Origin of the sequence: Sodalis sp. RH15 (assembly GCF_047324255.1) — a bacterium.
In the GTDB taxonomy this organism is placed as follows: Bacteria; Pseudomonadota; Gammaproteobacteria; order Enterobacterales; family Enterobacteriaceae; genus Acerihabitans; species Acerihabitans ligni.
In genome coordinates this window covers 5,365,538-5,390,347 of record NZ_CP178738.1, presented here as the reverse complement: position 1 = coordinate 5,390,347, position 24,810 = coordinate 5,365,538, and the positions used below count along the sequence as shown (strand labels likewise).

26 protein-coding genes are annotated in these 24,810 nt (G+C 55.2%); 19 read left to right on the top strand and 7 right to left on the bottom strand.

Features of this window, described 5'->3' with window-relative positions; genetic code table 11:
- Positions 1-4 precede the first annotated feature (4 nt).
- The 15 genes from ACL2XO_RS24525 to ACL2XO_RS24455 all read left to right on the top strand — a co-directional run bounded on the left by ACL2XO_RS24525 (position 5) and on the right by ACL2XO_RS24455 (position 14,274).
- Positions 5-1,153: an IpaC/SipC family type III secretion system effector gene (locus ACL2XO_RS24525; RefSeq protein ID WP_413725725.1), complete on the top strand. Its 1,149-nt coding sequence runs from the start codon at positions 5-7 to the stop codon at positions 1,151-1,153.
- A gap of 57 nt (positions 1,154-1,210) precedes the next feature.
- Entirely contained in the window at positions 1,211-2,362 is a 1,152-nt protein-coding gene (locus tag ACL2XO_RS24520; protein ID WP_413725724.1) for an IpaD/SipD/SspD family type III secretion system needle tip protein, read from the top strand.
- 16 nt (positions 2,363-2,378) lie between these two features.
- Positions 2,379-4,697 carry a hypothetical protein gene (locus ACL2XO_RS24515; RefSeq protein ID WP_413741749.1) on the top strand — a complete coding sequence of 773 codons (2,319 nt, stop codon included), beginning with the start codon at positions 2,379-2,381 and terminating at the stop codon, positions 4,695-4,697.
- A 68-nt stretch (positions 4,698-4,765) separates the two neighbouring features.
- The gene (locus ACL2XO_RS24510) at positions 4,766-5,035 is read left to right on the top strand and encodes a phosphopantetheine-binding protein (protein WP_413725722.1); all 270 of its coding nucleotides are present in this window, start codon (positions 4,766-4,768) and stop codon (positions 5,033-5,035) included.
- A gap of 463 nt (positions 5,036-5,498) precedes the next feature.
- The gene (locus tag ACL2XO_RS24505; protein WP_413741748.1) at positions 5,499-6,686 is read left to right on the top strand and encodes a PrgH/EprH family type III secretion apparatus protein; all 1,188 of its coding nucleotides are present in this window, start codon (positions 5,499-5,501) and stop codon (positions 6,684-6,686) included.
- Positions 6,687-6,708: 22 nt separating this feature from the next.
- A complete protein-coding gene (sctF, locus tag ACL2XO_RS24500; RefSeq protein ID WP_413725720.1) occupies positions 6,709-6,933 on the top strand; it encodes a type III secretion system needle filament subunit SctF in 225 nt (74 codons plus the stop codon).
- Positions 6,934-7,030: 97 nt separating this feature from the next.
- Positions 7,031-7,330: a type III secretion system inner rod subunit SctI gene (gene sctI, locus ACL2XO_RS24495; RefSeq protein WP_132925330.1), complete on the top strand. Its 300-nt coding sequence runs from the start codon at positions 7,031-7,033 to the stop codon at positions 7,328-7,330.
- Positions 7,327-8,085: an EscJ/YscJ/HrcJ family type III secretion inner membrane ring protein gene (locus ACL2XO_RS24490; RefSeq protein ID WP_413741747.1), complete on the top strand. Its 759-nt coding sequence runs from the start codon at positions 7,327-7,329 to the stop codon at positions 8,083-8,085. Before sctI ends, ACL2XO_RS24490 begins: the two co-directional genes overlap by 4 nt.
- Entirely contained in the window at positions 8,066-8,704 is a 639-nt protein-coding gene (locus tag ACL2XO_RS24485) for a type III secretion apparatus protein OrgA/MxiK (protein WP_413725718.1), read from the top strand. The genes ACL2XO_RS24490 and ACL2XO_RS24485 overlap by 20 nt, the downstream gene beginning before the upstream one ends.
- Complete coding sequence (locus ACL2XO_RS24480) at positions 8,649-9,296, top strand: HrpE/YscL family type III secretion apparatus protein (RefSeq protein WP_413725717.1); 648 nt, start codon at positions 8,649-8,651, stop codon at positions 9,294-9,296. The genes ACL2XO_RS24485 and ACL2XO_RS24480 overlap by 56 nt, the downstream gene beginning before the upstream one ends.
- Positions 9,296-9,547, top strand: coding sequence for a hypothetical protein (locus ACL2XO_RS24475; protein ID WP_413725716.1), 252 nt, complete (start codon positions 9,296-9,298; stop codon positions 9,545-9,547). The genes ACL2XO_RS24480 and ACL2XO_RS24475 overlap by 1 nt, the downstream gene beginning before the upstream one ends.
- A gap of 37 nt (positions 9,548-9,584) precedes the next feature.
- Positions 9,585-10,151 (top strand): hypothetical protein, encoded by a 567-nt coding sequence (locus tag ACL2XO_RS24470; RefSeq protein WP_413725715.1) that lies wholly within the window; start codon positions 9,585-9,587, stop codon positions 10,149-10,151.
- A 381-nt stretch (positions 10,152-10,532) separates the two neighbouring features.
- Positions 10,533-12,011, top strand: coding sequence for a mannitol dehydrogenase family protein (locus ACL2XO_RS24465; RefSeq protein WP_413725714.1), 1,479 nt, complete (start codon positions 10,533-10,535; stop codon positions 12,009-12,011).
- 100 nt (positions 12,012-12,111) lie between these two features.
- Positions 12,112-13,515: a glucuronate isomerase gene (uxaC, locus tag ACL2XO_RS24460; protein ID WP_413741746.1), complete on the top strand. Its 1,404-nt coding sequence runs from the start codon at positions 12,112-12,114 to the stop codon at positions 13,513-13,515.
- A gap of 72 nt (positions 13,516-13,587) precedes the next feature.
- Entirely contained in the window at positions 13,588-14,274 is a 687-nt protein-coding gene (locus ACL2XO_RS24455) for a GntR family transcriptional regulator (protein WP_413741745.1), read from the top strand.
- Here the strand turns inward: ACL2XO_RS24455 and yajD are convergent, their stop codons facing one another.
- A complete protein-coding gene (yajD, locus tag ACL2XO_RS24450) occupies positions 14,275-14,625 on the bottom strand; it encodes an HNH nuclease YajD (protein WP_132925344.1) in 351 nt (116 codons plus the stop codon).
- Between the two features lie 195 nt (positions 14,626-14,820).
- Here yajD and ACL2XO_RS24445 point away from each other — a divergent pair, with 195 nt between their 5' ends.
- Complete coding sequence (locus ACL2XO_RS24445; RefSeq protein WP_132927981.1) at positions 14,821-15,369, top strand: DedA family protein; 549 nt, start codon at positions 14,821-14,823, stop codon at positions 15,367-15,369.
- Between the two features lie 288 nt (positions 15,370-15,657).
- Positions 15,658-16,743, top strand: a complete 1,086-nt coding sequence (locus ACL2XO_RS24440; RefSeq protein WP_413741744.1) for a lactonase family protein — start codon at positions 15,658-15,660, stop codon at positions 16,741-16,743.
- Positions 16,744-16,875: 132 nt separating this feature from the next.
- Here the strand turns inward: ACL2XO_RS24440 and ACL2XO_RS24435 are convergent, their stop codons facing one another.
- Positions 16,876-17,616 carry an SDR family NAD(P)-dependent oxidoreductase gene (locus ACL2XO_RS24435; RefSeq protein WP_413741743.1) on the bottom strand — a complete coding sequence of 247 codons (741 nt, stop codon included), beginning with the start codon at positions 17,614-17,616 and terminating at the stop codon, positions 16,876-16,878.
- 111 nt (positions 17,617-17,727) lie between these two features.
- Between ACL2XO_RS24435 and ACL2XO_RS24430 the strand changes: the two genes are divergently transcribed.
- On the top strand, positions 17,728-18,318 hold the full coding sequence (locus ACL2XO_RS24430; RefSeq protein ID WP_413741742.1) for a TetR/AcrR family transcriptional regulator: 591 nt from the start codon (positions 17,728-17,730) through the stop codon (positions 18,316-18,318).
- A 67-nt stretch (positions 18,319-18,385) separates the two neighbouring features.
- Here ACL2XO_RS24430 and ACL2XO_RS24425 read toward each other — a convergent pair whose 3' ends face one another.
- The 4 genes from ACL2XO_RS24425 to ACL2XO_RS24410 all read right to left on the bottom strand — a co-directional run bounded on the left by ACL2XO_RS24425 (position 18,386) and on the right by ACL2XO_RS24410 (position 23,284).
- A complete protein-coding gene (locus ACL2XO_RS24425; RefSeq protein WP_413725709.1) occupies positions 18,386-20,071 on the bottom strand; it encodes an NAD-dependent malic enzyme in 1,686 nt (561 codons plus the stop codon).
- Positions 20,072-20,361: 290 nt separating this feature from the next.
- Complete coding sequence (locus tag ACL2XO_RS24420) at positions 20,362-21,813, bottom strand: heavy metal sensor histidine kinase (RefSeq protein WP_413741741.1); 1,452 nt, start codon at positions 21,811-21,813, stop codon at positions 20,362-20,364.
- A complete protein-coding gene (locus tag ACL2XO_RS24415) occupies positions 21,810-22,490 on the bottom strand; it encodes a heavy metal response regulator transcription factor (RefSeq protein ID WP_132925356.1) in 681 nt (226 codons plus the stop codon). The genes ACL2XO_RS24420 and ACL2XO_RS24415 overlap by 4 nt, the downstream gene beginning before the upstream one ends.
- 29 nt (positions 22,491-22,519) lie before the next feature.
- Entirely contained in the window at positions 22,520-23,284 is a 765-nt protein-coding gene (locus ACL2XO_RS24410) for an alpha/beta hydrolase (protein WP_413741740.1), read from the bottom strand.
- 299 nt (positions 23,285-23,583) lie between these two features.
- Between ACL2XO_RS24410 and ACL2XO_RS24405 the strand changes: the two genes are divergently transcribed.
- Positions 23,584-24,102 carry a cupin domain-containing protein gene (locus ACL2XO_RS24405; protein WP_413741739.1) on the top strand — a complete coding sequence of 173 codons (519 nt, stop codon included), beginning with the start codon at positions 23,584-23,586 and terminating at the stop codon, positions 24,100-24,102.
- A 28-nt stretch (positions 24,103-24,130) separates the two neighbouring features.
- Here the strand turns inward: ACL2XO_RS24405 and ACL2XO_RS24400 are convergent, their stop codons facing one another.
- Positions 24,131-24,667 (bottom strand): TetR/AcrR family transcriptional regulator, encoded by a 537-nt coding sequence (locus ACL2XO_RS24400; RefSeq protein ID WP_207917970.1) that lies wholly within the window; start codon positions 24,665-24,667, stop codon positions 24,131-24,133.
- Positions 24,668-24,810: the final 143 nt, after the last annotated feature.

Genomic DNA, 24,810 nt, shown 5'->3' with positions numbered 1-24,810 from the left:
TATCATGTCCGCAATATCTTCGCAAGGCATAGCCTCTAGTGTGCTGAACCAGGAAGCTCTCACCGCAAATGCTCAAACCAGCAATGCCGAGGCCAACGGGAAACCGATATCATCCAGCCAATCTTTTGCCGGTATCGTCACCGACAAAATGCTTGACTCTTTATTAGGTACCGGTGCCGCCGTCACGTTAAGACATCCCGATAGCGCCGGGCGCATGCCGGTCAAGGAACTGCATGCCCAGGTGGAAAAAATGCTGGAACGCCCGGATCTCTTGCAGGTTTTGGAGCAACGTGCAGCCGAAGGCACGGAAAAAAAGGAGGTAAAAAAGGAATTTGATATCAGTAAATTAACGTCCAGTAATATCGCCGCCATATTTGCCGAAATTTTAAAGGCGCTGCAGGCAAATAAAACGGCGGAAAATAATAATAAAGGGGATATGGCGATCCTGAAAGGGCAAATGACCGCGGGTGCCGCGGAAGCCATTATAAAGAGTGGACAAACAGCACTCAACGGCGCTATCGGCCAGGCGGCATTCGGCACCGCTATTTCCGGGGCGGGTTTCAGCACGCAACAAAAAGGCCTCGCTCACGAAAGCCAAGTGCTTAAGAATAATAACAGGGACATTGTTGAAAAGAAGTTTACGTTGGAAAACGATCGAATGAATTTTTCAAGAAGCGGAACTTCAACCCCCGATTCCGCCATGGATATCGAGCCGCCGCGTTTCAATAATGCCGACGGTCAAAACTTTGTCCGCGGACAAAGTAATGAAACGGCTAAAGAGGCGTATGGGGAGCATGTCAAAGATGGCGCCCGATTCACCGCACGGGAGAATGAAATCAATCATCTTGAAATTGATATGAAGGATGAGATGGCCAAAGCTGAAAAAATCAAAAACCTAGGTATGTTCATGTCACAGATGAACCATCCCGTCACGGGCATCACCGCCGGCCAAACCCAGGCTATTCAGGCCAGTGAGAATGCGCAGCAGCATATTCTGCAGCAGGTGGGTCATGCCGCCGACGGTCTGGGGGAAACCAGCAGCGCCAATTCCCGTGATTTCGAGAGCCTGCTGCAAACCATCGCGCAAAAACTCGCGGAAATCATACGGGCCCATTTGGACACCGCCGGCATGATAGCGGGTAAATCAGTTTGATTATAACAAGCGCCGCCGGCAATGACGCGGCGGCGCGCAGTATGGAGCGTTAACACCATGTCTTATGAAATTTCCTCGTCAATAACAAATCATCCCAAGCCCTTTTTTATTGCCAAAAATGTGGATAAGACGTCAAACCAGCTTACAAACGCCGTTGAAGTGTACTCTCTTGACGAAACGCCTACTGCAGAAAGCGGCGCTAATAACAACTCGGCGCTGGTCAATGAGATGGAATCCTTAACGTCCCAGGCCCTTGTCGATCTGAGAAATTGCCGTGAAACGTTGAGCAGAAACGATAATACTATAAAAAACAACACGGCGAAGTTGGAAAGTCAATTCCACGCGAGCCAACGGCAGCTTGATAATGCCATGGACGCCGGCCTGCGGAATGAAAACCCCGCTCAAGGGCAAAACGTCTCCTCTTTGGCGTCGGCTAAAACCGATCCGGGCTGGCAGGTTGAATTGAAGTCGGCCATGGATAAGTTGAATGGGGTCATGGCCCTTGAGCAGAGCGCGGTAGGTTCAGATACCTTTGCCAAAAGCATTGATGACGGCGCCTCGGTCTTTATCGCCGATCTGGATGAGAAAAGGGCCAAAAGCTACCGGGAGCTTTGGCAGGATGCGGCGGACGGCATTAACAGCATCAAATCGGGCTATCTGGAAGTGTATGAAACGGTCGTGGAGCGCTATACCGCCTTTTACAGCAGCTTCAGCGATTTTATGAGTGGATTGACCGCCCTGATTACCTTTAGTACGGATGATAAAGGCACTCAGACCATGGAATTCAAACCGGAAGCGCTGCAGAAAATTAATGCCTTGATTAGCTCTTATTCCGGGGACAAGGCCGTGCTTTTCCCCGCCTCCGGCACGGTGAGCGAAACCGAGGCGAAAAAGTGGGCCTCCGAACTGGGTTTGCCCGCCGGTTGCGTCAAGCCCTCCGGCAGCGGTTTTGTGGTAACGATAGACCTCTCTCCGTTGACCACCATCCGCGATAATCTCAAAGAGATGTCCGGTACCATGACGACTTTCCAATACCAGTCGTGGAAAAGCGGATTTGATGCTCAATCGAGTAAATTTCAAACAACGTTGCAAACGCTAACCACCAAATACGGCAATGCCAACGGGATGTTCGATACGATAAATAAGATTTTGAGCTCTACGATAACCGCCGGCGCCGAAACGCTTAAACAAATCCTTGCCTCCATGTAGCATAGGTGAAAAGACTATGACCACTATTAGCGCGACAGCAAACGCCATAGGCGCAGCTTTACGTAAAGTCGGCGATATTTTAGATCCATCGCCGTTGGCAAGCCGCATGAAGGGTATCGGCAACGTGACAGCACGGGCCGCATCATCATTGGTGCCGCCGGCCAAATCGGCGCCGATGGCTAAATCAGATGCCCGTCGCGTCTCTCGTGGCGCCGTAGGCAAGGAGGTCCCGGGCCAAACACGTTCAACCCGTTCAGCGGGTGTAAAAGGTATCGTCCGGTCGTCGAGTGTGGATGATAGCGATATTCACGACGACATGGCGAAAGCCGCGGATGAGTTAACTGCTTCCGCGATGGGGCAAAAGAGCCCGCCGCGAACGCCGGTTCATCTCGACGAATTTAAAAATGATTTTGATCAGGCCTGTTTGCACTCGCTTTTTGATGCCGCCGGTAAAAATAAGGACGCCCTGGTCACCTTGTTCGGCAAATGTGAAAACAAGGCTGCTCTACCTCGATTGAGAAGGATAGCCACCGCTTATCATGTGGCTGTAATGGCGCGTCCTTCCAATGATGCGATGAGTGAAATCAATGGCGTCATGGCAAAACTGACCACGATGATGGTAAAGGACGGCCTGGGCCAAAAATCCAGTTTCGGCAGCTACCGGCCGGGTGGGAAAGATGATTTCAAAAAGGTAAAAGGCCTTGAGACGGATTTGATGGCGGGATTGGCGAAATTGGTTGGGGAGGGTACCTTTGCCGCCGGGAATTTTTTACGCACGAAAGGTGCTGAACCTTTTATTAGAACTTATGTTGAGAAAAAATTAGGCATTTTGCTTACGCCGGAACAATCGAAAACGATCGACGAGCTCCTTGATAGCCGGGCCAAAGCGACCTGGGAAAATGTGCTTCAAGGCATCAAGGAACATAAAACCGACGAGATAGAGAAGGTCTGCCTAGCCATCGATATGGTCTTGAAGTTGCCGAATTTATTAGGGCCATTAATCGAAGACCGGGTTAAAGAAAAGCGGCCCTCGGAAACAGCCACCCTGGAGCAGCAGCCCAAGCCTAAACCATTGACGACTGAGACGGATGAGGATGAGATTAACCCCGCCACCGTACTTTCGGGCAGCGAGCAGGATAAAACAAACGGGCCGCCTAAACCAGCCAGTATCTATAATATCAATAATTCATACGATTTCAGCACTCATATCACTCATAATCCTATTAACATCAATATCAACCAGGGCGAGGAAAAGCCGGACAGTAAGAAACCGCATACCGAACGGGCGGATGCCTCTACCCAAACAGATTGGATCCCGGTTCAAATACAGGAAAAGTATGAGATTGGTGTGTGGCCAAAGCCAATGTTTGCTGAGGTGGAGGAAAAGCCAGTTGAGCAAATCCTCAGCGCGAAAATGCTCAGCAAGCTAAAGACCATCAGCATCGTTGAGCCGCCTCTCCAGGTTGCGGAACATATTTCGCCGCGCCAAGTTGAAGCGCCGTTATCCACCGTTATCCATTCGCAGCCGCTGACAGCCCAGGCGCCGCAGTATGCCGCACCGCTGTCTAAGGCGCAGGACGTGCCGCTTTCCGGCATCAACCACACCATGGCGGACGATAAACGCTTCGCCGAAATAACCAGGTCGCCGATTTCCCGTGCCCAGGTTCATAATTTGCCGCCATCGGACAATGACCAACGGGTCATTAAGGACGAAGATGCTTCGTGGACCCACGAGCAAACACGTTCCCATGCGCTGGAAGAAACGCAGCCGGTAGTGCTCACCAATCAGGGCAGGCAGCTGTCGCAACTGCCGCGCGTTGAGCCGAAAGTAAAGCATTTCGCGCCGTCAAATATGAAAAAGGAAGATTTGACAGCCGTAAGGAATCGGCTCAAAAGAACCGGCATGGATACTCTGTCGCCGCCTCTGGAGGCATTGAAACGCCAGGCAGACGGCGGCGCCGAAACTCGGGCCAGGGCACAGCAGCTGTCGCGTGCTGATGTCGCTCAGACGATGGCCCGAGATATGCCGGCCCCGCAGGCTATTCCGGCCGCTGAAACAAAAGCAGTACCGCCAAGCAAACCCTTGGACACATCCCCAATCGAGCCGCCGATTTCTCAGCCGACGGAAGCATATGAACCGGTGGTGCTTTCCGCGTCGGGACTTCGGCGGCCGAACCGTACGCACGGTACATCGGGCGTAAAACATTTCGTGCCGATGGGTGAAACGCCAGAGGTTTTGCCAACGCTGGCAAATGGCAAAACGAATTATACGTCAAAACGCCTGGCCGCTTATAAACCCGGGGCCAACGACATCAAAGAAGACGGCAAAAGCTGAAATCCGGCCCACCGCCCTTAGGGCGGCAGGCCTATACGTAACTGGATAACGCACGAGGCTAACATACCATGACCAACACTCCGCTGCTCCAATGTGATGACCCGATCAGAGAGCGTCTGCATGCCTTGCTGGCCTATAAATTGGGCCGACAACAACACGAGATCTTAAATCACCTTCATCTGGTAAATGAGCTGTACGTTGATTCTTTAGATCTCATCGAAATTGAAATCGGTATTTCGGAAACATTTGATGTTCATATTTCGGAAAAAGAGGTGCTGCAAATGGAAACAGTGGAAGATCTTTATCACATCGTAAAAAGGCATATCGCAGATAAATAGATCCATGGAGCCGGATGCCCCGCAACCGTACGAGACGGTAAAGCTATAAACCGCTTCATGCTATTTTCATTCGTCGACAATACGCGTTAATTGGGTTATATCCTGGGTTGAAGGCCGGGTAAAGACGATTCATCATCAAAATAAAGAAGTGATTATGGTGATGTTGAAGTCACTGCTGTTAAAATTCTTGAAGTAGGATAGTCATGCTATATCTTACAGAAATCGTTGACGATCAAGCATGCGTAACCTCAAGAGGCTCATCAATATATGCCACGATCGCCGGCGCTATGATAAAGAAAGCGTCGGACAGGTTTTGATGCTAAACGTTGTAATTCGAGATAATAAAATTATTAGGCATCATTATTATTGAGGATACTTTATCAGATTGTCATCATGAAGTGATATAGGGAACGGCTTATACTCCATTTCATTATGACCCTATGGAATACCAATAAATTTTAACATGCATACTGAACAAGATAGATTGGTCGACCCCCATGACGTTATAGTTGTTCGATTGCTGAATGGGTTGTTGAAAGGGTGTGAATATCATCTCTCCTCCGGTAAAACGCTGTTTATCGCGGCGGATGGAGGCGAGCTTGACGCCTGCGCGCTACCCTCCTTTCCCCAGGACAGCGTGTTGCTGCTGGCGGAAGGCGAAAGCGTCAATTTCGAGATTATCACCGCGCCGGCCACCGGCGAGACGGCCGTTTTACACATTCTTGACGATAGCGAAGCGCGTGAAACCACGCTGGAGACCAACCGGGCATACCCGGTTGGTAGCCTGATGCTGGCCATACGGAAAGGGAATGAAACCTGGTCGGACGAAATTCTGAATTTCCAGGTTGATAAAGCGCCGGCGCCCGTTCCCTTACGCAATAAAAATCGCAACCGTTGGGTTATCGCCGCCCTGGCCTGCACGGCGGTCACCGCATTTATCCTGGTATTACTCCTGGGGAAATGGGATGTCCAGCAGCGGGAAATCATGGCGCTGGCCAATCAGCTGAGCGACGAACCGGAAAAATACCGCATACTTTCCGGGCGTGACGGCACGATGCATGTGCTGACGGCCGATGATCAGGATGCCTCCTGGGGACGCCAGTCCCTGGTGCGTAGCAAAGCGTCGCAAAAGGTCACTATCGCCAGTTACCGTGAAGAGACGCAGCGCATTGGGCGCTGGCTGGAGGCGAATTATCCCTTTATCAAGCTGCACCACTTCAATCTTGAGCAACCCACGCAGCCGTTGCTATTGATAAGCCGGCAAAGAAATGTGGTGGACGATGCGGGAATAAACCTATTGCACAAAGGATTGATGGAGCAATTGCCCTACGCCCAGGATATCCGATTGGAAAATATGGATGACCAGGCGGTGGCAACGGACGCGGAGGAGGGCGTTAAAAAACTCGCCGTGCCTTATACCCGGATAGACAATGCCGATAGCGTGACATTTGTTATTACCGGCGCATTAAACGATGGCGAGCGTCAAAGGATACGTTCTTTTGTCGAAGGGTACGAGCGCCGCTGGAATGGGCATTACGTGCAATTCGCCGTCGAGCTGGAAGATGATTGGCTAAAAGGCAAATCATTTAAATACGGGCAGCACGGCTACGTTAAAATGACGCCCGGGCACTGGTATTTCCCTAAACCTTAATCACCTGTCACTGGAGAACATTATGGGTTCGATAACCGCGATTTATGATGCATTGGAGCCGAGTACGATAGCAGCGAATATTAGCCAGCAGGAAGCGCTTGAGAAAGCCAAAAGCGATCCGTCCAATCCCTTTTACCTGGCGGAATATCAGGCCAAGCTCAATGAATATAGCGTTGTGCAGAGCTTGAGCGCAACGGCGATCAAGAAGATTGCCGATCTTGATTCATTAATACTATCGAAGTTTTAGCGCCAATTTATAAGTGCTCATTATACCTTGGTCATAAGATGCGCTCCCGCATCTTCCAGCGGTATTAAAAGCGATTTATGTATAGTAAGGACAGAGTATGCCTATTAACAGCATAACTGAAGTCAACCGGCTCCGGGCAGTGGATATTAATCCGGCAATCGGGGAAGTGGCTTCCATTAACGATATTATAAAAGAGACGATGGCTAAAACCACCGCCGATATTCACGTGGAAAAGCAGGATATCGCCCGAATGATGACTGCTGATAATCTTGCCGATCCCGCGGTCGTGGGTTCAATTCAAAAGTCGATGCTGGAGTACAGCAATACCGTGGCTTTTATCGGTACCGCGGCGCGTAAAATTGTCGGCACGGCGGAAACGCTGCTTCGGTCATCATGAAGAAAAAGCCGTTATTGCTTGTTCCACTGCTGGTATTTACCCTGGCGGCCTGCAAGGACGAACCTCTGCTCAAGGGACTGGATCAACAGCAGGCCAATGAGGTCATCGCCGCCCTGCAGCGGAATAATATCGAGGCCGCCAAGTCCGATAAAGGAAAAAGCGGCTATAGCATCAGCGTTCATAAGGCGGATATCCCCGCGGCGGTGGATTTGCTCAAGGTCCATGATTTGCCTTCGCGGGCGCGTATGGAAATCGCCCAGCTTTTTCCCAGCGATTCGCTGGTCTCTTCGCCGCGGGCCGAAAAAGCCCGCCTTTATTCGGCTATTGAACAGCGGCTGGAGCAATCTTTGCAGACTCTGGCCGGCGTAGTGTCGGGCCGGGTGCACGTGAGCTACGATATTGACTCCGGCGAGACCGGCCGGGCCCCGGCCCCGGTGCATCTCTCGGCGCTGGTCAGCTATCGAAGCGACGCCGATCCTTCGCTGCTGATAAGCGATATCAAACGTTTTTTGAAAAATAGTTTCAATCAAGTGGACTATGACAATATTTCCGTGGTGATGTCCAAACAGCCTGCGATTCAGCATCAGTCGCCCGTGGATAATCGGGCGGGCAAAAGCGGAGGATCCGCTGGGCTGTTAACCATGGCGGGGGGATTCCTGTTATTGATAGCCTTGGCCGCGGGGCTGGTTTACTGGCGCAAGGTAAAAGCACTGCAACCGAATCGGACCGCCCCTGATGAAAATAACGCCGCTTGATACGATACTGTTCAATCCGCTGTCCTGGATGCATCCGCAGCGTTTGACTCTTAAAAGAGGATTTGACGGCATTGCCCAACGTTCGATTATCAACGATATGATTATCCGGGCCCATGGCTGGTCCATCGAGCGTCCGGTGTTAGCGGAAACCGGCCTCGCTGAGCATTTCATCCATCAATGGGAACATTTGCCCCAGGTCGCGCTATTGATAGCCTGCCAGCGCCACCGGGCGGCGCTGACCCGCCAAGGCCGCATAATGTCCCTGCCGGCCTGGGTGCGTCGCTTTGCCCAACTGGATATCGTTGATTCAGCCGCCCCCTTGCCGTTTATGCCATGGGAACCGCTTACCTTGATAGCCTGGGGAAAAGACGAGCTCGCTGCCTGCGGGCAGCAGTTGCCGGAGGCTCTCCGGCAACGCATTTCCCTGTTGTTTCCACCCCATATGGATAGGGATGATGCCGCTTCGCGGCAGTTATCTCCCAATCCGTTACTGATTAAGCTTGCCTTTCAACATGCCAAGAGAGATCCCGATACGCCGGATGCCGCCGAGTTCAGGCGGCGTTTTGATTACCCGCGCACAGCTCAAGCGCCAGCGCCAATGCCTGGATGTATTAAGTGATGCCCGCCGCCAGGCCGCCAGGTTGGTGAAACAGGCCCAGGAAGAATCCCAGGCTATACGCGCTCAGGCCGTCGGCGAGGGTTATCAGGAAGGTATCCTGGCGTCGGCGGCGGCCGTTGCCGGCTTTCTGGCGCAGGAGCGGCAACTGGCCGCGGATGTGCAAAAACGTATTAACGGACATGCGCGGCAATTGTTGTCTTCCGCTCTGAACCATCCGGACATCCTTCTGGAACTGGTGGACGAGTGGCTGGCGGCCTTACCCGATCCGGCGTCACCGGCGGTCCTTGATTTGCTGATACCGGAGGCGGCCCGTAAATCACACGCCGCCCTTAAGCAGAGGGTTGAGTCGGGGTGGGCGGGTAAATTCACCTTGACCTACCACGACGATAGTCGGTTTGTGATGAAGTACGGCGATCAATTGGCTGAGTTCGACGCCGATGCATTTATGGCCGCCGGCATGCAGCGCCTCGTTTCGACAGATAGCTTGCCGGAGCAGTGCCGGGCCCTCAGCGAAACCGCCCTGGGCAGGCTAAATGAGGTATTTTTACAATTTGCGTCCGGAGATAATCTGGACAAAGAGGAAGACAACTGATGTCGATACCGATTCAACCGGTGGAAAATCAGCCACTAAATTCGGCGGTAAATGCGTCAAAGCCCACCAGCATCGAAGAGCGCGTTCAGGACGCAATACAAAAAGCCAAAGCCGGGATACCGGCCACGGAAGGGGGGGCGGAATCACCGGATAATGCCGAGGTATGCAGAATAATATCGTTGGACTTTTTCACCATGAATATGGTGACCAATAAACCACAAGATTGGTGGGACGCATGGAAAGACGAATGAATATGATTCAGGCACAGCTCAAACAGGAGGGCAAGCAATGAACACCCGCGCCCTGGCGACAATAGCGGTGGTGATGATCCTGACTGGTTGTACTTCCTCGCCCATGAAGTCCACTAAAAAGGACAGCCCCGGCGGCAAGTATTTAACCCAGGTCGCCAACCCGGGGTGTCTGCCGCACGCCTCCTTGAACAATACCCTGACGCCGCCGGTGCTGTATCAGGGCATGGTAAGTTGCATTAAAGCCAATAACCTGAACGATGGGGCGCTGCTCTTCGCCCTGGCGGGGACGTATTCCTATTTCGACGCTCTGCGTGTTGATACGGACCAGGCCAGGCAGGCGCACTCCTCGATGCTGGGAGAAGCGTTGCAATCCATTAATAACGATCAGCGGCAGGCCTTTTGGCAGGCGATCAATGCGCGCTTTAGCAATAAACAGCAATTGGCCGCACTGTGCCGTCAGGTTCAGGATATCGGCAAGCCGATCTATGCGCCCTCCTATGTTCTGACCGGTCGGGAGAATGCCGGCGCAGGGGACATAACGTTATGGAACAACGCGTTGAACGGCTATATGCACTGTGCCACCGATGTATTGAATATCCGGTAATTACCGCACACCGGTGCCGTCGGCAGTCTTGGCATCGGACTATTTCCGCGCTCAAATACCCCCCGAAATCCCGGCCAATCAGCTAATCGCTGGTTATCGGCCGCGGTAGGCTATACCCGTATTGCTGGTGCGTCGCCGCCTTCCTGCAACTCGAATTATTTAGGGTATATACTTTCATCTGACATCTCGCCGGGTGCGCCGGTTATGCCGCGCATGATATTCTCACCTCGGTAAATATCGCTGGTTTAGCGAAAACTGTGACTTGCCTCAAAAAATACTAGCATCGATACTTGTATGGTAGTAGACATGAAGGGGTGTCCGTGATATCGATGACGGTTCTCTGTGAAATGGGTAATTAACCTGACTATGCAGGATAAAAAAGTGCAACTGACAACCAATACGTTAAAACATCTGGCCGGCCGGGTCACCACGCCGTCCTACGATCGCGACAAGCTGAAAATCCGTATCCTTCACCTGGGATTCGGCGCCTTTCACCGGGCCCATCAGGCGGTATTCGCCGATTTGCTGGCATCCGGGCACGGCAGCGATTGGGGTTACTGCGAGGTTAATCTTATCGGCGGTGAGCAGCAAGTAGCGGCTATCAAACAGCAGGATTTGCTGTATTCCGTCTGCGAAATGAATGGCGATCACTGGAACGGCCGGGTAGTGGGCGTGGTACGCCAGGCGCTGCACGGCGCCGTGGACGGCATCGATCGGGTACTGGAAGCCATGGCGCAGCCGGAAATCGCCATCGTTTCATTGACCGTGACCGAAAAGGGCTACTGCTATCTGCCCTCCACCGCCTCCATCGATAAAGAAAACCCGCTGATACAGCATGACATCAGCCATCCGCGTCAGCCGCAATCGGCTCCGGGGGTGATTATCGAAGCGCTGCGCATTCGCCGGGAAAAGGGATTGCCGCCGTTTTCCGTCATGTCCTGCGACAATATGCCCAATAACGGCCATGTGACCCGCAATGTGGTGCTGGCGCTGGCAAAAGCCGGCGATGCCGAGCTGGCTGAGTGGATAGAGCAGCATGTCAGTTTCCCTTGTACCATGGTGGACCGGATCGTGCCGGCCATGACCCCCGCCAGCCAGGAAAAAATTACCGATTTGCTGGGCGGCATGACGGATGCGGCGGGGATCGCCTGCGAACCCTTCAGGCAATGGGTTATCGAGGATAATTTTGTCGCCGGCCGGCCGGAATGGGAAAAAGCCGGCGCGGAGCTGGTGGCCGACGTGCTGCCCTATGAAGAAATGAAGCTCCGGATGCTCAACGGCAGCCACTCCTTCCTGGCCTATTTGGGCTATCTGGCGGGTTATCAATACATCGATGCGTGCATGGAAGATGAACATTATGCCCGCGCCGCGCGTCAGCTGATGCTTAATGAGCAAGCGCCGACCCTGCATACCGAAGGGGTTGATTTAAACGCCTACGCCGAGTCGCTGCTGGCCCGCTATCGTAATACCGGGCTAAAGCACCGCACCTGGCAAATCGCCATGGACGGCACCCTGAAGCTGCCGCAGCGTATGCTGGATTCCATCCGCGTTCACCTGGAACGCGGTACGCCGTTTCCGCTGCTGGCGCTGGGCGTCGCGGGCTGGATGCGTTATGTCGGCGGCGTGGACGATCAGGGCAACGCCATCGATATCAGCGATCCCTTGAAGGACAAGCTGGCCAGGTTGGTGAAGTCTTCCGCCGACGGCAATGAACGGGTCAAGGCGCTGCTCTCCTTATCCAGCGTGTTCGGCGACGAACTGCCGGCCAACGATCTCTTCGTCAAAAGTATTTGCGATGCCTATGCGCTCTTGAAAAACCACGGCGCAAAACAGGCGGTAAGCAAGGTTGCGGACATTTAATCCGCCCGTGCGCCACCAATGACCCGACAATACGGCGAAGGCCTATTTGTCGGGTCGCTCCTATCAGACAGCTACTTCACTCCTTTCATGAGAAGGCGTTATGGAATTCATTGGTAAAGATTTCATGTTAACCAACGAGGCCGCGCGGGAGATCTACCATCAGTTCGCCGCCCACCAGCCTATTATCGACTATCACTGCCATCTGGATCCGCGGGCGATTGCCGAAAATAAACCTTTCGATACCATTACGGATTTATGGCTGGAGGGAGATCATTACAAATGGCGGGCCATGCGGGCCAATGGCGTACCGGAAGAGAAAATAACCGGTAGCGCGCCGGCGGTGGAAAAATTCCAGGCCTGGGCGGAGACACTGGATTCCTGTATCGGCAACCCGCTTTATCATTGGACGCATCTGGAGCTGAAGTTTTATTTCGGCATTACCGAAACCCTGAATGGCGATAATTGGCGGCGTATATGGGACCAGTGCAATCGGTTATTGCAGCGTCCGGAATTTTCTCCCAAGGGTCTTATTACCCAATCCAACGTCGCGGTAATCTGCACCACGGATTCACCCACGGATACGCTGGAATACCATGACGCCATTCGGGCCGATGAGGCGTTCCCCTGCAAAGTCCTGCCCACCTTCCGGCCCGATGCTGCCCTGGATGCCGAAGGCGAAGCCTTTATCCACTTCGTTTCGGTGATGGGACAACTGACCGGTAAAGAGATTACCCGGTTCGGCGATTTCGCCGCCGCGCTGGAAAACCGGGTGGAGTATTTCCATCGGCACGGCGGCCGCCTGGCGGATCACGGGCTGACGGAGGTGAAATATCTGCCCGCCGATGAAAAGACCCTGGACGCACTGCTGGCGAAAAAATGCCGGGGCCTGACCTTGGCGCCGGACGAGAAAATACGCTTTCAATCCGCGGTACTGCTGGCTTTGGCCGGGGCTTATGCCCGGCGCCGCTGGGCCATGCAAATTCATTTCGGCGCGCTGCGTAATAATAATACCCGTCGCTTTAACGAACTGGGGGCCAATATAGGGTGTGATTCACTTTGTTCCCAGTCGGATATAGCACAGCAGCTTAACGCTCTGCTGGATGCCATGGACCAGCGGGAAAGTTTGCCGAAAACCATTCTTTATAATCTGGATCCGGCGCAAAACGACGTGGTTGCCTCGGCACTGGCTAATTTCCAGCGGCCCGGGGTGGTGAAATCTCCCATGCAATTTGGATCCGGCTGGTGGTTTAATGATACCCGCCGGGGCATGGTCAGGCAATTGACCACCTTGGCGGATCAGGGGTTGCTGATGAATTTCGTCGGCATGCTGACGGATTCACGGAGCTTTGTTTCTTATCCCCGTCACGATTATTTCCGGCGGATTTTTTGCAATTTGGTCGGCCTTTGGGTTAGCCAGGGAGAAATTCCCAACGATATGAAATTGCTCAAACGACTTACGGAAAATGTTTGCTATAACAATGCTCGGGATTATTTCCAATTCTAGCAAATCGGCCCGATGGATTTGGTATAATATACGGTAACGATATCGGGTTTAGCAGGGGAAAAATGCACTCGCATGGATACATTATTTTCATTTAATAATAACGAGCCGGTTAATCAGCAAATTTACCGGCTGCTGCGCAAGGATATCGTCGAGTGCGTTATTCCTCCCGGCAAGCTGTTGTCTGAAAAAGAGACGGCGACCCGTTTTGAAGTATCCCGCCAACCCGTGCGGGAAGCCTTTATCAAATTGGCGGAAGCCGGCCTGGTGCAAATCCTGCCGCAGCGCGGCACCTTTGTCATGCGAATCTCGGCGAAGCGGGTGGCGGACGCCCGTTTCATCCGCCAGGCGCTGGAGTGCAGCATCGTGCGCCGCGCCGCGTCGGAACGCACGGACGAACAGGTTATGCTGCTGGAGCATAACCTTCATCGCCAGGAGCTGGCGGCGCAGAACCGGCAGATAGGGGAATTTTTCAACCTGGACGACGATTTCCATCAGCTGCTGACGGAAATAGCCGATTGCGCCCTGGCCTGGGATATCATCGAATCCATCAAGGCCACCATGGACCGGGTGCGTTTTCTCAGCCTCGGCAAGGTCTCGCCGCCGCAGAGCCTGATAACCCAGCATTATCAGATATTCAACGCCATCAGGGATCAGGATCCCGATGCGGCGGAACGGGCCATCCGCGAGCATTTGCAGGAGCTTATCTATACCATCACGCCTATCGCCCAGCAAAATAGCGACTGGTTTGAAGACAAGTAGCTAGCGATCTTTCTTGTTCAGCATCGCTTTCAAATCAGCAAAAGGGTTATGGGTGGCCACCCCTATATCCTTTTGCGCATCCTCTCCCGCCACCACCGTGGAGCCGTACTGATCCGCCTCGGTGTATTTCGAATGCTCATGGTCATGGCAATAGAGACATAACAGTTCCCAATTACTCCCGTCCGCCGGATTGTTGCTGTGATCGTGATCGATGTGATGCACGGTGAGCTCCCGCAGATTGGAATAGACAAACTCTCGGGAACAGCGTCCGCAGACCCAGGGAAAAAGCTTCAGCGCCTTTTCACGGTAGTCGGTCTCGAGCCGCGCGTAATTTTTCGGAATGTATGCCATAGGGAACCTGTTCTTAGCCCAGTGCAAAGGATATAGGGTTATACTAACGCTAAAACAGGGCTAATTACCATGTTTTAGCCCGTGCTGAAGTATGTCGGGTACATGTTGTAATAGCATCTCTCTTCCGGCGGAAACGCCGGCTGGCAGTCGCGGATTTACAGGAAACTGAATACCTTGCATTTCACTCATTTCATCATGCTCTATGGTTACTGGGCGCTATTCGTCGGCTGCCTGGCCGAGGGAGAAACGGTCACGCTGCTCGGTGGCCTGCTGGCCCACGATGGCCTGCTGAACTACGGCTATGTCGTGGCGGTGGCCGCCCTCGGCGGCACTACCGGGGATATGCTGCTCTATTTTCTCGGTCGCCGGTACGGCGCCAAGTTATTAAGGCGTTTCAAGAAAGCCCAGCCCAATATCCGGCGCGCCAATAAAATGATTCTGCGCCATCCGTTATTTTTTGTGATGGCTGTTCGGTTTATGTATGGCTTTCGCCTAGTGGGGCCGATGATGATCGGCGCCAGCCGGCTCTCGCCCGTCAAGTTCATTATTTTTAATGTCATCGGCGCCGTGCTGTGGGCGCTTATTTTCGTCACCCTGGGTTATCTGGGGGGCCAGATGGTCGCGCCGTGGCTGGCAAAAGTCCACCATCACCTGAAATACGCCTTTTTCCTGCTGGCGGTGGTGGTGGTGGTCTGGCTGCTTCCCAGAACCATTCGCTACTTTCTGAAACATCGCAGGTCATAGCAAACTCCGCATTTAACCCGCCCAAATCCGGGCGGTAAGCCGCCACATGATTTTTTTGTGATTCAATTCGCACCGGTCTATACACCCGCCCAAAAATACCGCGGGCAGTGAATATAATTCTGTGCTTTTGACCGCTGCCGCCGCCATTGCCGTTTCTTATACTGCTGCCTGATGTGTGCTTAAACGTCATTTCACGCTTTTTTATGATTATCAATGGATTTGAATGCACGGATTCCGGCATGTCTTTCTATTCGCCTTATAACGCTCACCGTCGGGGAAGACCAAAAAATGCGAAATGCTTTATCTCTTTACGGCCGTATCGGCCTGATTGTTTTAGCGGCCTTGGGCGGTACGGCGCGGGCGGCGACATTCGCCTATATATCCAATGCCGACAGTGGCGATATTTCGGTCTATCGGCTCGATGAAAACAGCGGTTTACTGACAAAAGCGGCCACTAAGCCGGCGGGGGGAACCGTGATGCCCATGGCGGTATCGCCGGATAAACACCATCTCTACGCCGCGCTGCGCTCCAAGCCCTATCAGGTGCTGAGCTTCAGCATCGATCCCGCCGACGGGCACCTGACGCAGGTCAAATCCTCACCGCTGGCGGAGAGCATGGCGTATATCTCCACGGATGCCACCGGGCGCTACCTGTTTTCCGCCTCCTATGGCGGTAATCTTTTGGCGGTGAACCCTATCGGAGCGGATGGCCTGGTGGGGAACGTACAGCAAGTCATCCCCACCGGCCCCATGGCTCATGCCATAAGAAACGCACCGGATAATCGCTATGTATTTGCCTCGGTACTCGGATCCGATGCCTGGCTGCGGCTGAAATTTGATGCGAAAAACGGCCGTTTGACGCAGGACAAGGCCCCGGCGTTCAAGCTGCCGGAAAAATCCGGACCCCGGCATTTTGTGTTCTCCCCCGACCACCGGTTTGTCTACCTGATTGACGAACTTGACGGGAAACTGCACGTACTGGCCTTCAACCGGCACCACGATACCGTTAAACCGGTGCAAACCGTGTCCATCGTGCCGGCGGATTTCAACGGCGCCAAACCTTGGGGCGCCGATGTGCATCTCACCCCCGACGGACGCTACCTGTTTGCCTCGGAGCGCACCTCCAGCACCCTGGCGCAGTTTCAGGTGGACCATGCCAGCGGCAAGCTCACCCGCACCGGCACCTGGCCTACCGAGAAACAGCCGCGGGGATTCGCCATTGACTCCTCCGGGCGTTATCTGCTGGCGGTGGGACAGCTTTCCACGCAAATGAGCGTCTATGGTATCGATAAATCCACCGGAAATCTTACCGCCATCGGACACTATCCGGTGGGGAAGGGGCCGAACTGGATTGAGACGGTAACTTTTAACTGATATCAAGGGCGGACATCATTTCGCCCATGAGCCGGACCGGGCAAACGGCGCCGCAGCAAGGTCATAACGCCGTAACGCTGGAACGCGGAAACGCCGGAACGCGCCTGGCGCGCCGCCGTTCCCCGACCGCTATCAGGCGTTGACGCCGCCGTCGACGTTAATGCCGGTACCGGTGATATGCTGTGCCGCCGGGCCGGCCAGGAAGGTCACCGCGGCCGCCACGTCGTCGGGTTTGCCATACCGGCCCAGGGCGATGAACTGGCGTTGTGCTTCGGCGCCTTCGCCGTCGGCCGGGTTCATGTCGCTGTCGGTAGGACCGGGATGCACCAGATTAACGGTAACACCCTTGGGACCCAATTCCCGCGCCAGTCCGCGCGTTAACGCCAGCAGCGCTGATTTGGTCATGGCATAAACGCTGATGCCCGGCATGGGAACGCGTTCCGCCAGGCAACTGCCGATATTGATGATGCGGCCGCCGGCGCCCAGATGAGGCAGGGCCGCTTGAGTCGCAATCACCAGGCCGCGGATATTGACGTTAATCATTGCGTCGATATCCTCCTGCGACAACTCCTCCAGCATACCGCCGCGCGCGATGCCGGCGTTATTCACCAGAATATCCAGGCCCCCCAGCGCGGCCACGGTTTGAGTTACCGCGCCGCGCACCGCCGCGGGGGATGCGCTGTCGGCCTGAATGGCTACCGCTTTGCGGCCCATCGCTTTGATCTCTTCCACCACCTGTCGGGCTTTATCCGCGGACTTTTCATAGGTTATCGCCACATCGGCGCCCGCCCGCGCCAGAGACAACGCCATGGCCTTGCCCAATCCGCGGCTGGCGCCGGTTACCAGCGCACGCTTATCTTTTAGAGAGTTCATCTTGTTTCCTATTTATGTGTTGATCGATACACAATTACAGTAAACGTAATTGTCTCCCAGGGTCAACAGGATTATTATATCGATTGGCACAAAATTAATGAGAGCGGGTCGATGGTTGTAAGAGGACGTCCGAGAAGTTTTGATCGCCGGCACGCATTGGCCGCGGCGATGGCGCTGTTTTGGCAAAAGGGCTACACCGCCACGTCGATGGCGGATCTTTATCAGGCGATGGGAATAAATTCGCCCAGCCTGTATGCCGCCTTCGGCAATAAAGAGGATCTTTATCTGGAGGCCGTCGCCTATTACGAGCAAAGCATTGCGCCGCAGTTATGGTCGCCGCTGGATACCGCCCCCAGCGTCCGCGAAGGGGTACGGCAGTGGCTCAAATGCTCCGCGAAAGTTCTGACGCGCGATGATGCTCCCCTGGGCTGCATGGTAACGCTGTCCACCGTCGCCAGTGAAGGCAACCCCCGATTGGGGGAAATCGTTATGCGGCTGCGCCAAAAGGGCATCGATAAGCTGGCCGGCCGCCTGGAGCAGGGGGTGCGAATGGGCGAACTGCGCGCCGGCATTGATACGGCCGCGCTGGCAAGGATGTATGTCGGCATTCAGCAGGGACTGTCGATACAGGCCCGCGACGGCGCCGGCTTCGAGGCCCTTGATGCCGTAGCGGAGATGGCGATGGCCCTCTGGCCGGCATAATCGGGCCCGACCGGACGCCATGTCATCAAACTCTACCGCCGGCACCCGCGGCGCCGGTGATGCCGCCTTACAGTGCCGAGCGTTTGTAAGGCCGGTAGTCGGCCTGCCAAAATTCGTTTTTTATCGCCTGCGCCAGGTCTTCATCAGAGATTATCGGCGCCACGCCGTCTCGCTGGGCGACTTTGGCCACCTCAATGGCAATCGCCTGCGAGACCTGACGGATATCGGCGATGGCGGGCAGCAGAGAACCTTGGCCGGTGGAGGCCAGCGGCGAGTGAGCGGCCAGGGCCTGGCTGGCCGCCAGCAGCATGGCGTCGGTCACGCGTTTGGCTTTGGCGGCCAGAATCCCTAAACCCAGCCCCGGGAAGATATAGGCGTTGTTGCACTGCGGAATATCATACGTCCGGTCATGATAGAATACCGGTGCAAAGGGGCTGCCGGTAGCGAGCAGGGCGGTTCCCGACGTCCAGTCGATGATATCCTGCGGCAGCGCTTCCGCCCGTGAAGTGGGGTTCGATAGGGGCATGATAATCGGGTGCTCACAATGCCGGTTCATTTCGCGCACGATCTGCTCGGTGAACAGGCCGGGCTGGCCCGATACGCCGATAAGCACCGTGGGCTTTGCGTTGCGCACCACGTCGTACAGCGATATTTTGTGCGGATCCACCGTCCAATGGTTTATCTTGTCGCGTTTCGTCACCAGCCGCTGCTGGAAGTCGAGCAGGTTCGGCATCTCATCGGTCAATAAACCGAAGCGGTCCACCATAAATACCTGGCCGCGCGCTTCTTCTTCATCAGCGCCCTCATCCACCATTTGCGCGATAATTTTTTCCGCGATACCGCAACCGGCCGAGCCGGCGCCTAAAAAAGCCACACGCTGATCGCGTAAATTCGTTCCCGCGGCATGGCTGGCGGCAATCAAACACCCCAGCGTCACCGCCGCCGTTCCCTGGATGTCGTCGTTAAAACAGCAAAGCTGGTCGCGGTAGCGTTGCAGCAGCGGCATGGCGTTTTTCTGGGCGAAGTCTTCGAACTGAAGCAACACGTCAGGCCAGCGCGCTTTCACCGCCTGGACGAACATATCCAAGAAATTCCGGTAATCTTCGCTGGTAATGCGGGGATGGCGCCAGCCCATATATAAAGGGTCATCCAGGCGCAGCGCATTATTGGTACCGACATCCAGCATAATGGGCAGCGTATGGGCGGGATTGATGCCGCCGCAGGCGGTATACAGCGAGAGCTTGCCGATAGGGATTCCCATCCCGCCGATGCCCTGATCGCCAAGGCCGAGGATCCGTTCTCCATCGGTCACGACAATGACCTTAATATCGTTTTTGGAGAAATTCTGCAGCATATCTTCGATGTGATCGCGATCGGGGTAAGAGATAAATAAACCTCTTGCCCGGCGATAAATATCGGAAAATTGCTCGCATGCTTCACCCACCACCGGCGTATAGATGATGGGAAGCATCTCTTCAAGATGTTCGGTAAGCAGGTTATAGAACAGGGTTTCGTTGGTATCCTGAATATTTCGCAGATATATGTGTTTGGAGATATCTCGCTTGAAATCCTTGAATTGCGTATAGGCGCGATCGGTTTGCTCCCGAATGGTTTCAACCTGTTGAGGCAGCAGGCCGGTGAGATTCAATTCCAGCCTTTCTTCCTGGCTGAACGCTGAACCTTTATTAAGGAGCGGATTATCGATCAACAACGAACCAGTGTAGTGGGTATAGAGCGGACGTTTTGTTAGCATGAAATGGCCTCATGAAATGCATTACGGCATGTCTTTATGCAGCGGTTTTTTTAAGATCTTGCTATCCAGTCTGTTGAATTATTATACTTAATTTTTTGCTAAAACGGCTTCGGGAATAGCGGTCGATAGAGATTGAAAAATGTCTTTTCAGCGTTTTTTTCTTATTTTATGCTGCCGGACGACGCATATCTTCGCCGCTTGCTGGAACAGCGGCGGTCCGACGGCGCCGTTGCGTCCGTTATCGCCGCAAATCAGCTGAGGGATTGAACCCGACCGGCTTAACCCGCCCGCTATGGCCGCTCAATGGGGGCGGGAGCCTCCTCGCCATTCTCCCGGACATCGTCATCGTGCCGGCGTTCGCCGTGGGGAAAGGTCAACTGAAAACAGGTTTGTCCCGCCGCGCTGGTGGCCCGCCAGCCGCCCTGATGCAGTGTCATGATACCGCGCACAATGGCAAGCCCCAGGCCGCTGGCCTGGTTGGCGGTCGTGCGGGAAGCGTCGGCGCGATAGAAACGTTCGAACAGGCGTGCTAAATGTTCTTCCCTGATATCCGCACCCAGGTTGCTGACGCTCAGGATGGTATGGCCGGCCTGGTGTTCCGCGCTGAGGGTCACCGTGGAACCCGCATCGGCATACTGTATGGCGTTGGCCAGCAGATTGGCCAGCGCCCGGCGCAGCAGTTGGGGGTCGGCATAGATCCGCCCGGCGCCGCTGAACGCCAGCCGCAGGTCCCGCTCCTGCGCCGGACCCTCGAAATAGTCGTTAAGGGTGGCGAACTCGTCATCGATATCCAGCCAGACGCGGCCGATGGCATGGCCGGCCTGTTCGGCGCGGGCCAGGAACAGCATATTCTCGATCATTTTCGACAGGCGGCCCAGTTCCTCAAAATTGGAGCCCAGCAGCCGGGCATAGTGCTCCGCCGGGCGCGGGCGGCTGAGGGCCACTTCCGTCTGGCCCATCAGGGTGGCGATGGGGGTGCGCAGGTCGTGGGCCATGTCCGCCGATACCTGGCTTAACTGCGTAAAGCTCAGCTCCAGCCGATCCAGCATCAAATTGAAGGCGTCGATAAGGGCCTTGAGTTCACGGGGCGCATCTTCGCTATCGATGCGTATGGACAGGTTTTTGCTGCCGATACGCCCGGTCTGGGCGGCAAGGCGATGGAGCGGCAGCAGCCCGCGGCGGGCCACCAGCCCCGCCAGCAGCATGGTCAGCAGCGACGCGCCGGCCACCACGGCGAAAATCTGGTTGCGATAGGATGCCAGCATACGCGTGCGCTCCATCATCAGTCGGCCGGTGATGATTTCAAGCCTATAGGGCGGGCGGGTGGTCCTTGCCTGGGCAGCGGTATAGATAAAGGGGATATCGTCCTGGAGCCGATGGTGCACCGCCGCAAGGGACAGCTTGCCGTCGGCGGGCACGGCGGCGATATCCGGCACCGGGGAGTTTCCGGGGTTCACTTCGATAAGCGGCGTGCGGCCGGGAAAGCGCAGCACCAGCAGCGATTCGGTATTGCCCAGCATATTGGCGAACAGCTGCGGTTTGTTATGGATGAGATCCAGTACATCCTCATCGTGCAGCAGGGCGCGGATCTGCTCAACGCGGGTCACCAGCGCCCCATCGTCGCGCACCATAAGCTGCCGCTCCAGCGTGCGGTACATGATAAAGCCCACGGCGGTCATGACCGTCAGCGTCAGTACCGCCAGGATAATGGACAGCCTGGCGGTCAGCGAGAAGCGACTCATGCTTCGTCGTCGCAGCGGTAGCCCACGCCGTGGACGGTATGCAACAGGCGGCGGGAAAACGGCTCATCGATTTTTTGCCGCAGGCGCCGCACCGCCACGTCCACCACGTTGGTGTCGCTGTCGAAATTCATGTCCCATACCCTGGAGGCGATGAGCGTGCGGGAGAGTACCTGACCCCGGTGGGTTAAAAAGAGATGCAGCAGATTGAATTCCTTATTGGTCAGCGCCAGACGCACGCCGTCGCGCTCCACGCGGCGTTTCGGCACGTCCATTCGCAGGCCGGCCAGCTCCAGCAGATCGGGCTGGGGTTCCCGCCCGCCGCGCCGCAGCACGATACGGATGCGCGCCAGCAGTTCGGCAAACGAAAAGGGCTTGACCAGATAATCCTCCGCGCCGGAGGCCAGGCCTTTCAGCCGATCCTCCAGCGTGCCGCGCGCGGTCAGAAACAGCACCGGCGTAGGGACATCGTGATTTTTCAGCGCGGCCATCACCTGCCAGCCGTCCATATCCGGCAGCATCACGTCCAGCAAAATCAGGTCAAACTGAAACTCCCGTGCCAGGTGCAGCCCGGTGATGCCGTCAGTAGCCACGTCGGCGACGTAGCCGGCCTCGGTCAAGCCCGAGCGCATATACTCGCCGGCTTTCGGCTCGTCTTCAATAATCAGGATCCTTTGCATGGCCGGCCGCCTGTCGGGTGGAAGGAGGGTTATCTTAGGGCATTCTGCGCCGCGTTTTCAATCAGGCGGGCCACCTCTCGCGGGTGGGAGCGATAGACCGAGTGGCTGGCCCCTTTCACTTCCACCGTGGTGCTGTGGGCCCGTTTGGCATACATGCGTTCCAGATCCGGACTGATGATTTTGTCGGCCTGAGCCACCATATACCAGCTGGGCTTCACTTTCCACGCCGGGTCGGGAATGTTGGCGGTAAACACCGAGGCGGAAGTGAGTATTTGCGAGTCGGCTTCAAAACGCGCTACGGCGGGAGGCAGGTCGGCGGCAAAATCCGCCGGGAAATTCTTGCGGTCAATATATAAATAGCCATCCGGGGTTTTGACAAACGGGTGCGCCGTGTTCGGCAGCTTTTTGCCGTTGCTTGCTTCCGTTTCCCCACTGTCCAGCGCGTGGGCGGCGATATAGACCAGGGCGGAGACATGAGGGTCGTTGCCGGCTTCGGTGATGATGGCGCCGCCGTAGCTATGGCCCACCAGCACCGTCGGACCGTCCTGCTGGTCGAGGATGCGCTTGGTGGCCGCCACGTCATCGCTAAACGAGGTCAGCGGTTCCTGCACCAGGGTGACGTGATAACCGTCTTTGACGAGGAGGTTATAGACCGGTTGCCAGCCGGCTCCGTCAACAAAGGCGCCGTGTACCAGCACGATATTTTTAATGGGCGCGGCCAGGGCGGATGCGGTTCCCGCCCCTAACAGCAGGGCGGAGCATAACAGAGATAAGGCGGTACGTTTGGTGGTCATGGCAAGTCCTTAATGGATAACGTTGGATGAGTGGTGTTGAGCACGTTTCCCAGACTACGGGCGGGCCACCAACAGGACCATGACCAGGTTATTACAAAAAAATGACGGGCCCGGGCCGAACTGCCCTCGCCCAGTCTCTTTGACGCTCTTGAACCAAGTACATTATAAGCCGGAAGCATGGCGATGAAGGCAGCGCTGGATAGCGTTAATTAACCGATGCGACTATTTTTAAAGCAGACAGACTACATTCCACCCACCTTCCCGTCACATCCGTGGCGTTTGCGCAAAGGAGAAAACTGATGCGCCCTGAATTTATCAAGCACTGGAGCGAACTAGAGGCCAAAGACGCGAAATCCTATGAGGACAGCGATGAACCGATGTGCATTGAAGCCCCGCTGGGCCGTGCGTTGGGTTTGACCCGTATCGGCATTAACCACGAACGCCTGCTGCCCGGACACCGCACCAGCTATCCTCATGCCGAGAGCGCGGAGGAGGAATTTATCTATGTGCTGGAAGGCTCCCCCCATGCCTGGATCAATGGCTATCTGCATCAACTCTCGCCGGGGGATGCGGTGGGGCTTCCCGCCGGGACCGGTATTTGCCACACCTTTATCAATAATAGCGCCAATGAAGTGCGTTTACTGGTGGTGGGGGAAGCGTCGAAAGCGGAAAACAGGATTCATTATCCGAAAAACCCGCGCTATGAACTGACGCGTGATGATCGCTGGATATCGCCGCCGGAGCAGGCGTTCGGCGGGCACGATGGTTTGCCGGATGTTAGGCCTGGAGATGAGGGCTCTCTGCCTGCATCAAGATGATACCGTTATCTCTATGCCGGCCGGCTTCTCAAGGCAGCAGACCGTTGGAACGGTACGCGTCAATGGTGTGGTCATAGACGGCGATATCGCCGCGGCTGCGGGCGATAAGCTGAGCCCCTTCCACCGCGGCGTAGATAGCCAGCGCATGGGACTGAAGCCTTGCCGCCGGCTCTTCCTTACGAAAAAGCGCCAAGGCGCGGCTCAGCCACAGTACATTAACCTCGGAAAAACACGCGACTTCTTGTTGCACTTCCGGCGGCAGCTCGTCATGCTCCGCCGCCATGATCCCGCACATGCACATCCGATTGTCATTGGCGAGGGCGGCGCGAAACACGTTGGTATACCGGTCCATAAACGCTGCGGCGTCCGGGCTTTCAGCGAGGGACTGCTCAAGATAATCATTCATTTCCTGCGTGTAGCGGCGCGCAAGTTCCGCTCCCAGGGACCCCTTGGTGGGGAAGTGGTAGTGCACGCTTGAACTTTTGACCCCCACGGCGGCGGCGATGTCGCGAAAGCTCAGGGCGGTATAGCCGTTGGCCTGCACCATCAAGCGCGCAATCGCCATGATATTTTCCTTTGTGTCCGCACTGCCCATTTCGGTGCTCTCCCGTTGATTCCTGCAACGATTAATAAATGTTGACGGCTGGAAATGCAAGCCTTATTGTCTATCTATCGATAGATTCATGGAATTTGTCATGTTAACCACCA

Bases quoted from the DNA above. Each gene is read 5' to 3' on its own strand.
- ACL2XO_RS24525 (WP_413725725.1), top strand. From the start codon at position 5: ATGTCCGCAATATCTTCGCAAGGCATAGCCTCTAGTGTGCTGAACCAG.
- ACL2XO_RS24520 (WP_413725724.1), top strand. From the start codon at position 1,211: ATGTCTTATGAAATTTCCTCGTCAATAACAAATCATCCCAAGCCCTTT.
- ACL2XO_RS24515 (WP_413741749.1), top strand. From the start codon at position 2,379: ATGACCACTATTAGCGCGACAGCAAACGCCATAGGCGCAGCTTTACGT.
- ACL2XO_RS24510 (WP_413725722.1), top strand. From the start codon at position 4,766: ATGACCAACACTCCGCTGCTCCAATGTGATGACCCGATCAGAGAGCGT.
- ACL2XO_RS24505 (WP_413741748.1), top strand. From the start codon at position 5,499: ATGCATACTGAACAAGATAGATTGGTCGACCCCCATGACGTTATAGTT.
- sctF (WP_413725720.1), top strand. From the start codon at position 6,709: ATGGGTTCGATAACCGCGATTTATGATGCATTGGAGCCGAGTACGATA.
- sctI (WP_132925330.1), top strand. From the start codon at position 7,031: ATGCCTATTAACAGCATAACTGAAGTCAACCGGCTCCGGGCAGTGGAT.
- ACL2XO_RS24490 (WP_413741747.1), top strand. From the start codon at position 7,327: ATGAAGAAAAAGCCGTTATTGCTTGTTCCACTGCTGGTATTTACCCTG.
- ACL2XO_RS24485 (WP_413725718.1), top strand. From the start codon at position 8,066: ATGAAAATAACGCCGCTTGATACGATACTGTTCAATCCGCTGTCCTGG.
- ACL2XO_RS24475 (WP_413725716.1), top strand. From the start codon at position 9,296: ATGTCGATACCGATTCAACCGGTGGAAAATCAGCCACTAAATTCGGCG.
- ACL2XO_RS24470 (WP_413725715.1), top strand. From the start codon at position 9,585: ATGAACACCCGCGCCCTGGCGACAATAGCGGTGGTGATGATCCTGACT.
- uxaC (WP_413741746.1), top strand. From the start codon at position 12,112: ATGGAATTCATTGGTAAAGATTTCATGTTAACCAACGAGGCCGCGCGG.
- ACL2XO_RS24455 (WP_413741745.1), top strand. From the start codon at position 13,588: ATGGATACATTATTTTCATTTAATAATAACGAGCCGGTTAATCAGCAA.
- yajD (WP_132925344.1), bottom strand. From the start codon at position 14,625: ATGGCATACATTCCGAAAAATTACGCGCGGCTCGAGACCGACTACCGT.
- ACL2XO_RS24445 (WP_132927981.1), top strand. From the start codon at position 14,821: ATGCTCTATGGTTACTGGGCGCTATTCGTCGGCTGCCTGGCCGAGGGA.
- ACL2XO_RS24440 (WP_413741744.1), top strand. From the start codon at position 15,658: ATGCGAAATGCTTTATCTCTTTACGGCCGTATCGGCCTGATTGTTTTA.
- ACL2XO_RS24435 (WP_413741743.1), bottom strand. From the start codon at position 17,616: ATGAACTCTCTAAAAGATAAGCGTGCGCTGGTAACCGGCGCCAGCCGC.
- ACL2XO_RS24430 (WP_413741742.1), top strand. From the start codon at position 17,728: ATGGTTGTAAGAGGACGTCCGAGAAGTTTTGATCGCCGGCACGCATTG.
- ACL2XO_RS24425 (WP_413725709.1), bottom strand. From the start codon at position 20,071: ATGCTAACAAAACGTCCGCTCTATACCCACTACACTGGTTCGTTGTTG.
- ACL2XO_RS24420 (WP_413741741.1), bottom strand. From the start codon at position 21,813: ATGAGTCGCTTCTCGCTGACCGCCAGGCTGTCCATTATCCTGGCGGTA.
- ACL2XO_RS24415 (WP_132925356.1), bottom strand. From the start codon at position 22,490: ATGCAAAGGATCCTGATTATTGAAGACGAGCCGAAAGCCGGCGAGTAT.
- ACL2XO_RS24410 (WP_413741740.1), bottom strand. From the start codon at position 23,284: ATGACCACCAAACGTACCGCCTTATCTCTGTTATGCTCCGCCCTGCTG.
- ACL2XO_RS24405 (WP_413741739.1), top strand. From the start codon at position 23,584: ATGCGCCCTGAATTTATCAAGCACTGGAGCGAACTAGAGGCCAAAGAC.
- ACL2XO_RS24400 (WP_207917970.1), bottom strand. From the start codon at position 24,667: ATGGCGATTGCGCGCTTGATGGTGCAGGCCAACGGCTATACCGCCCTG.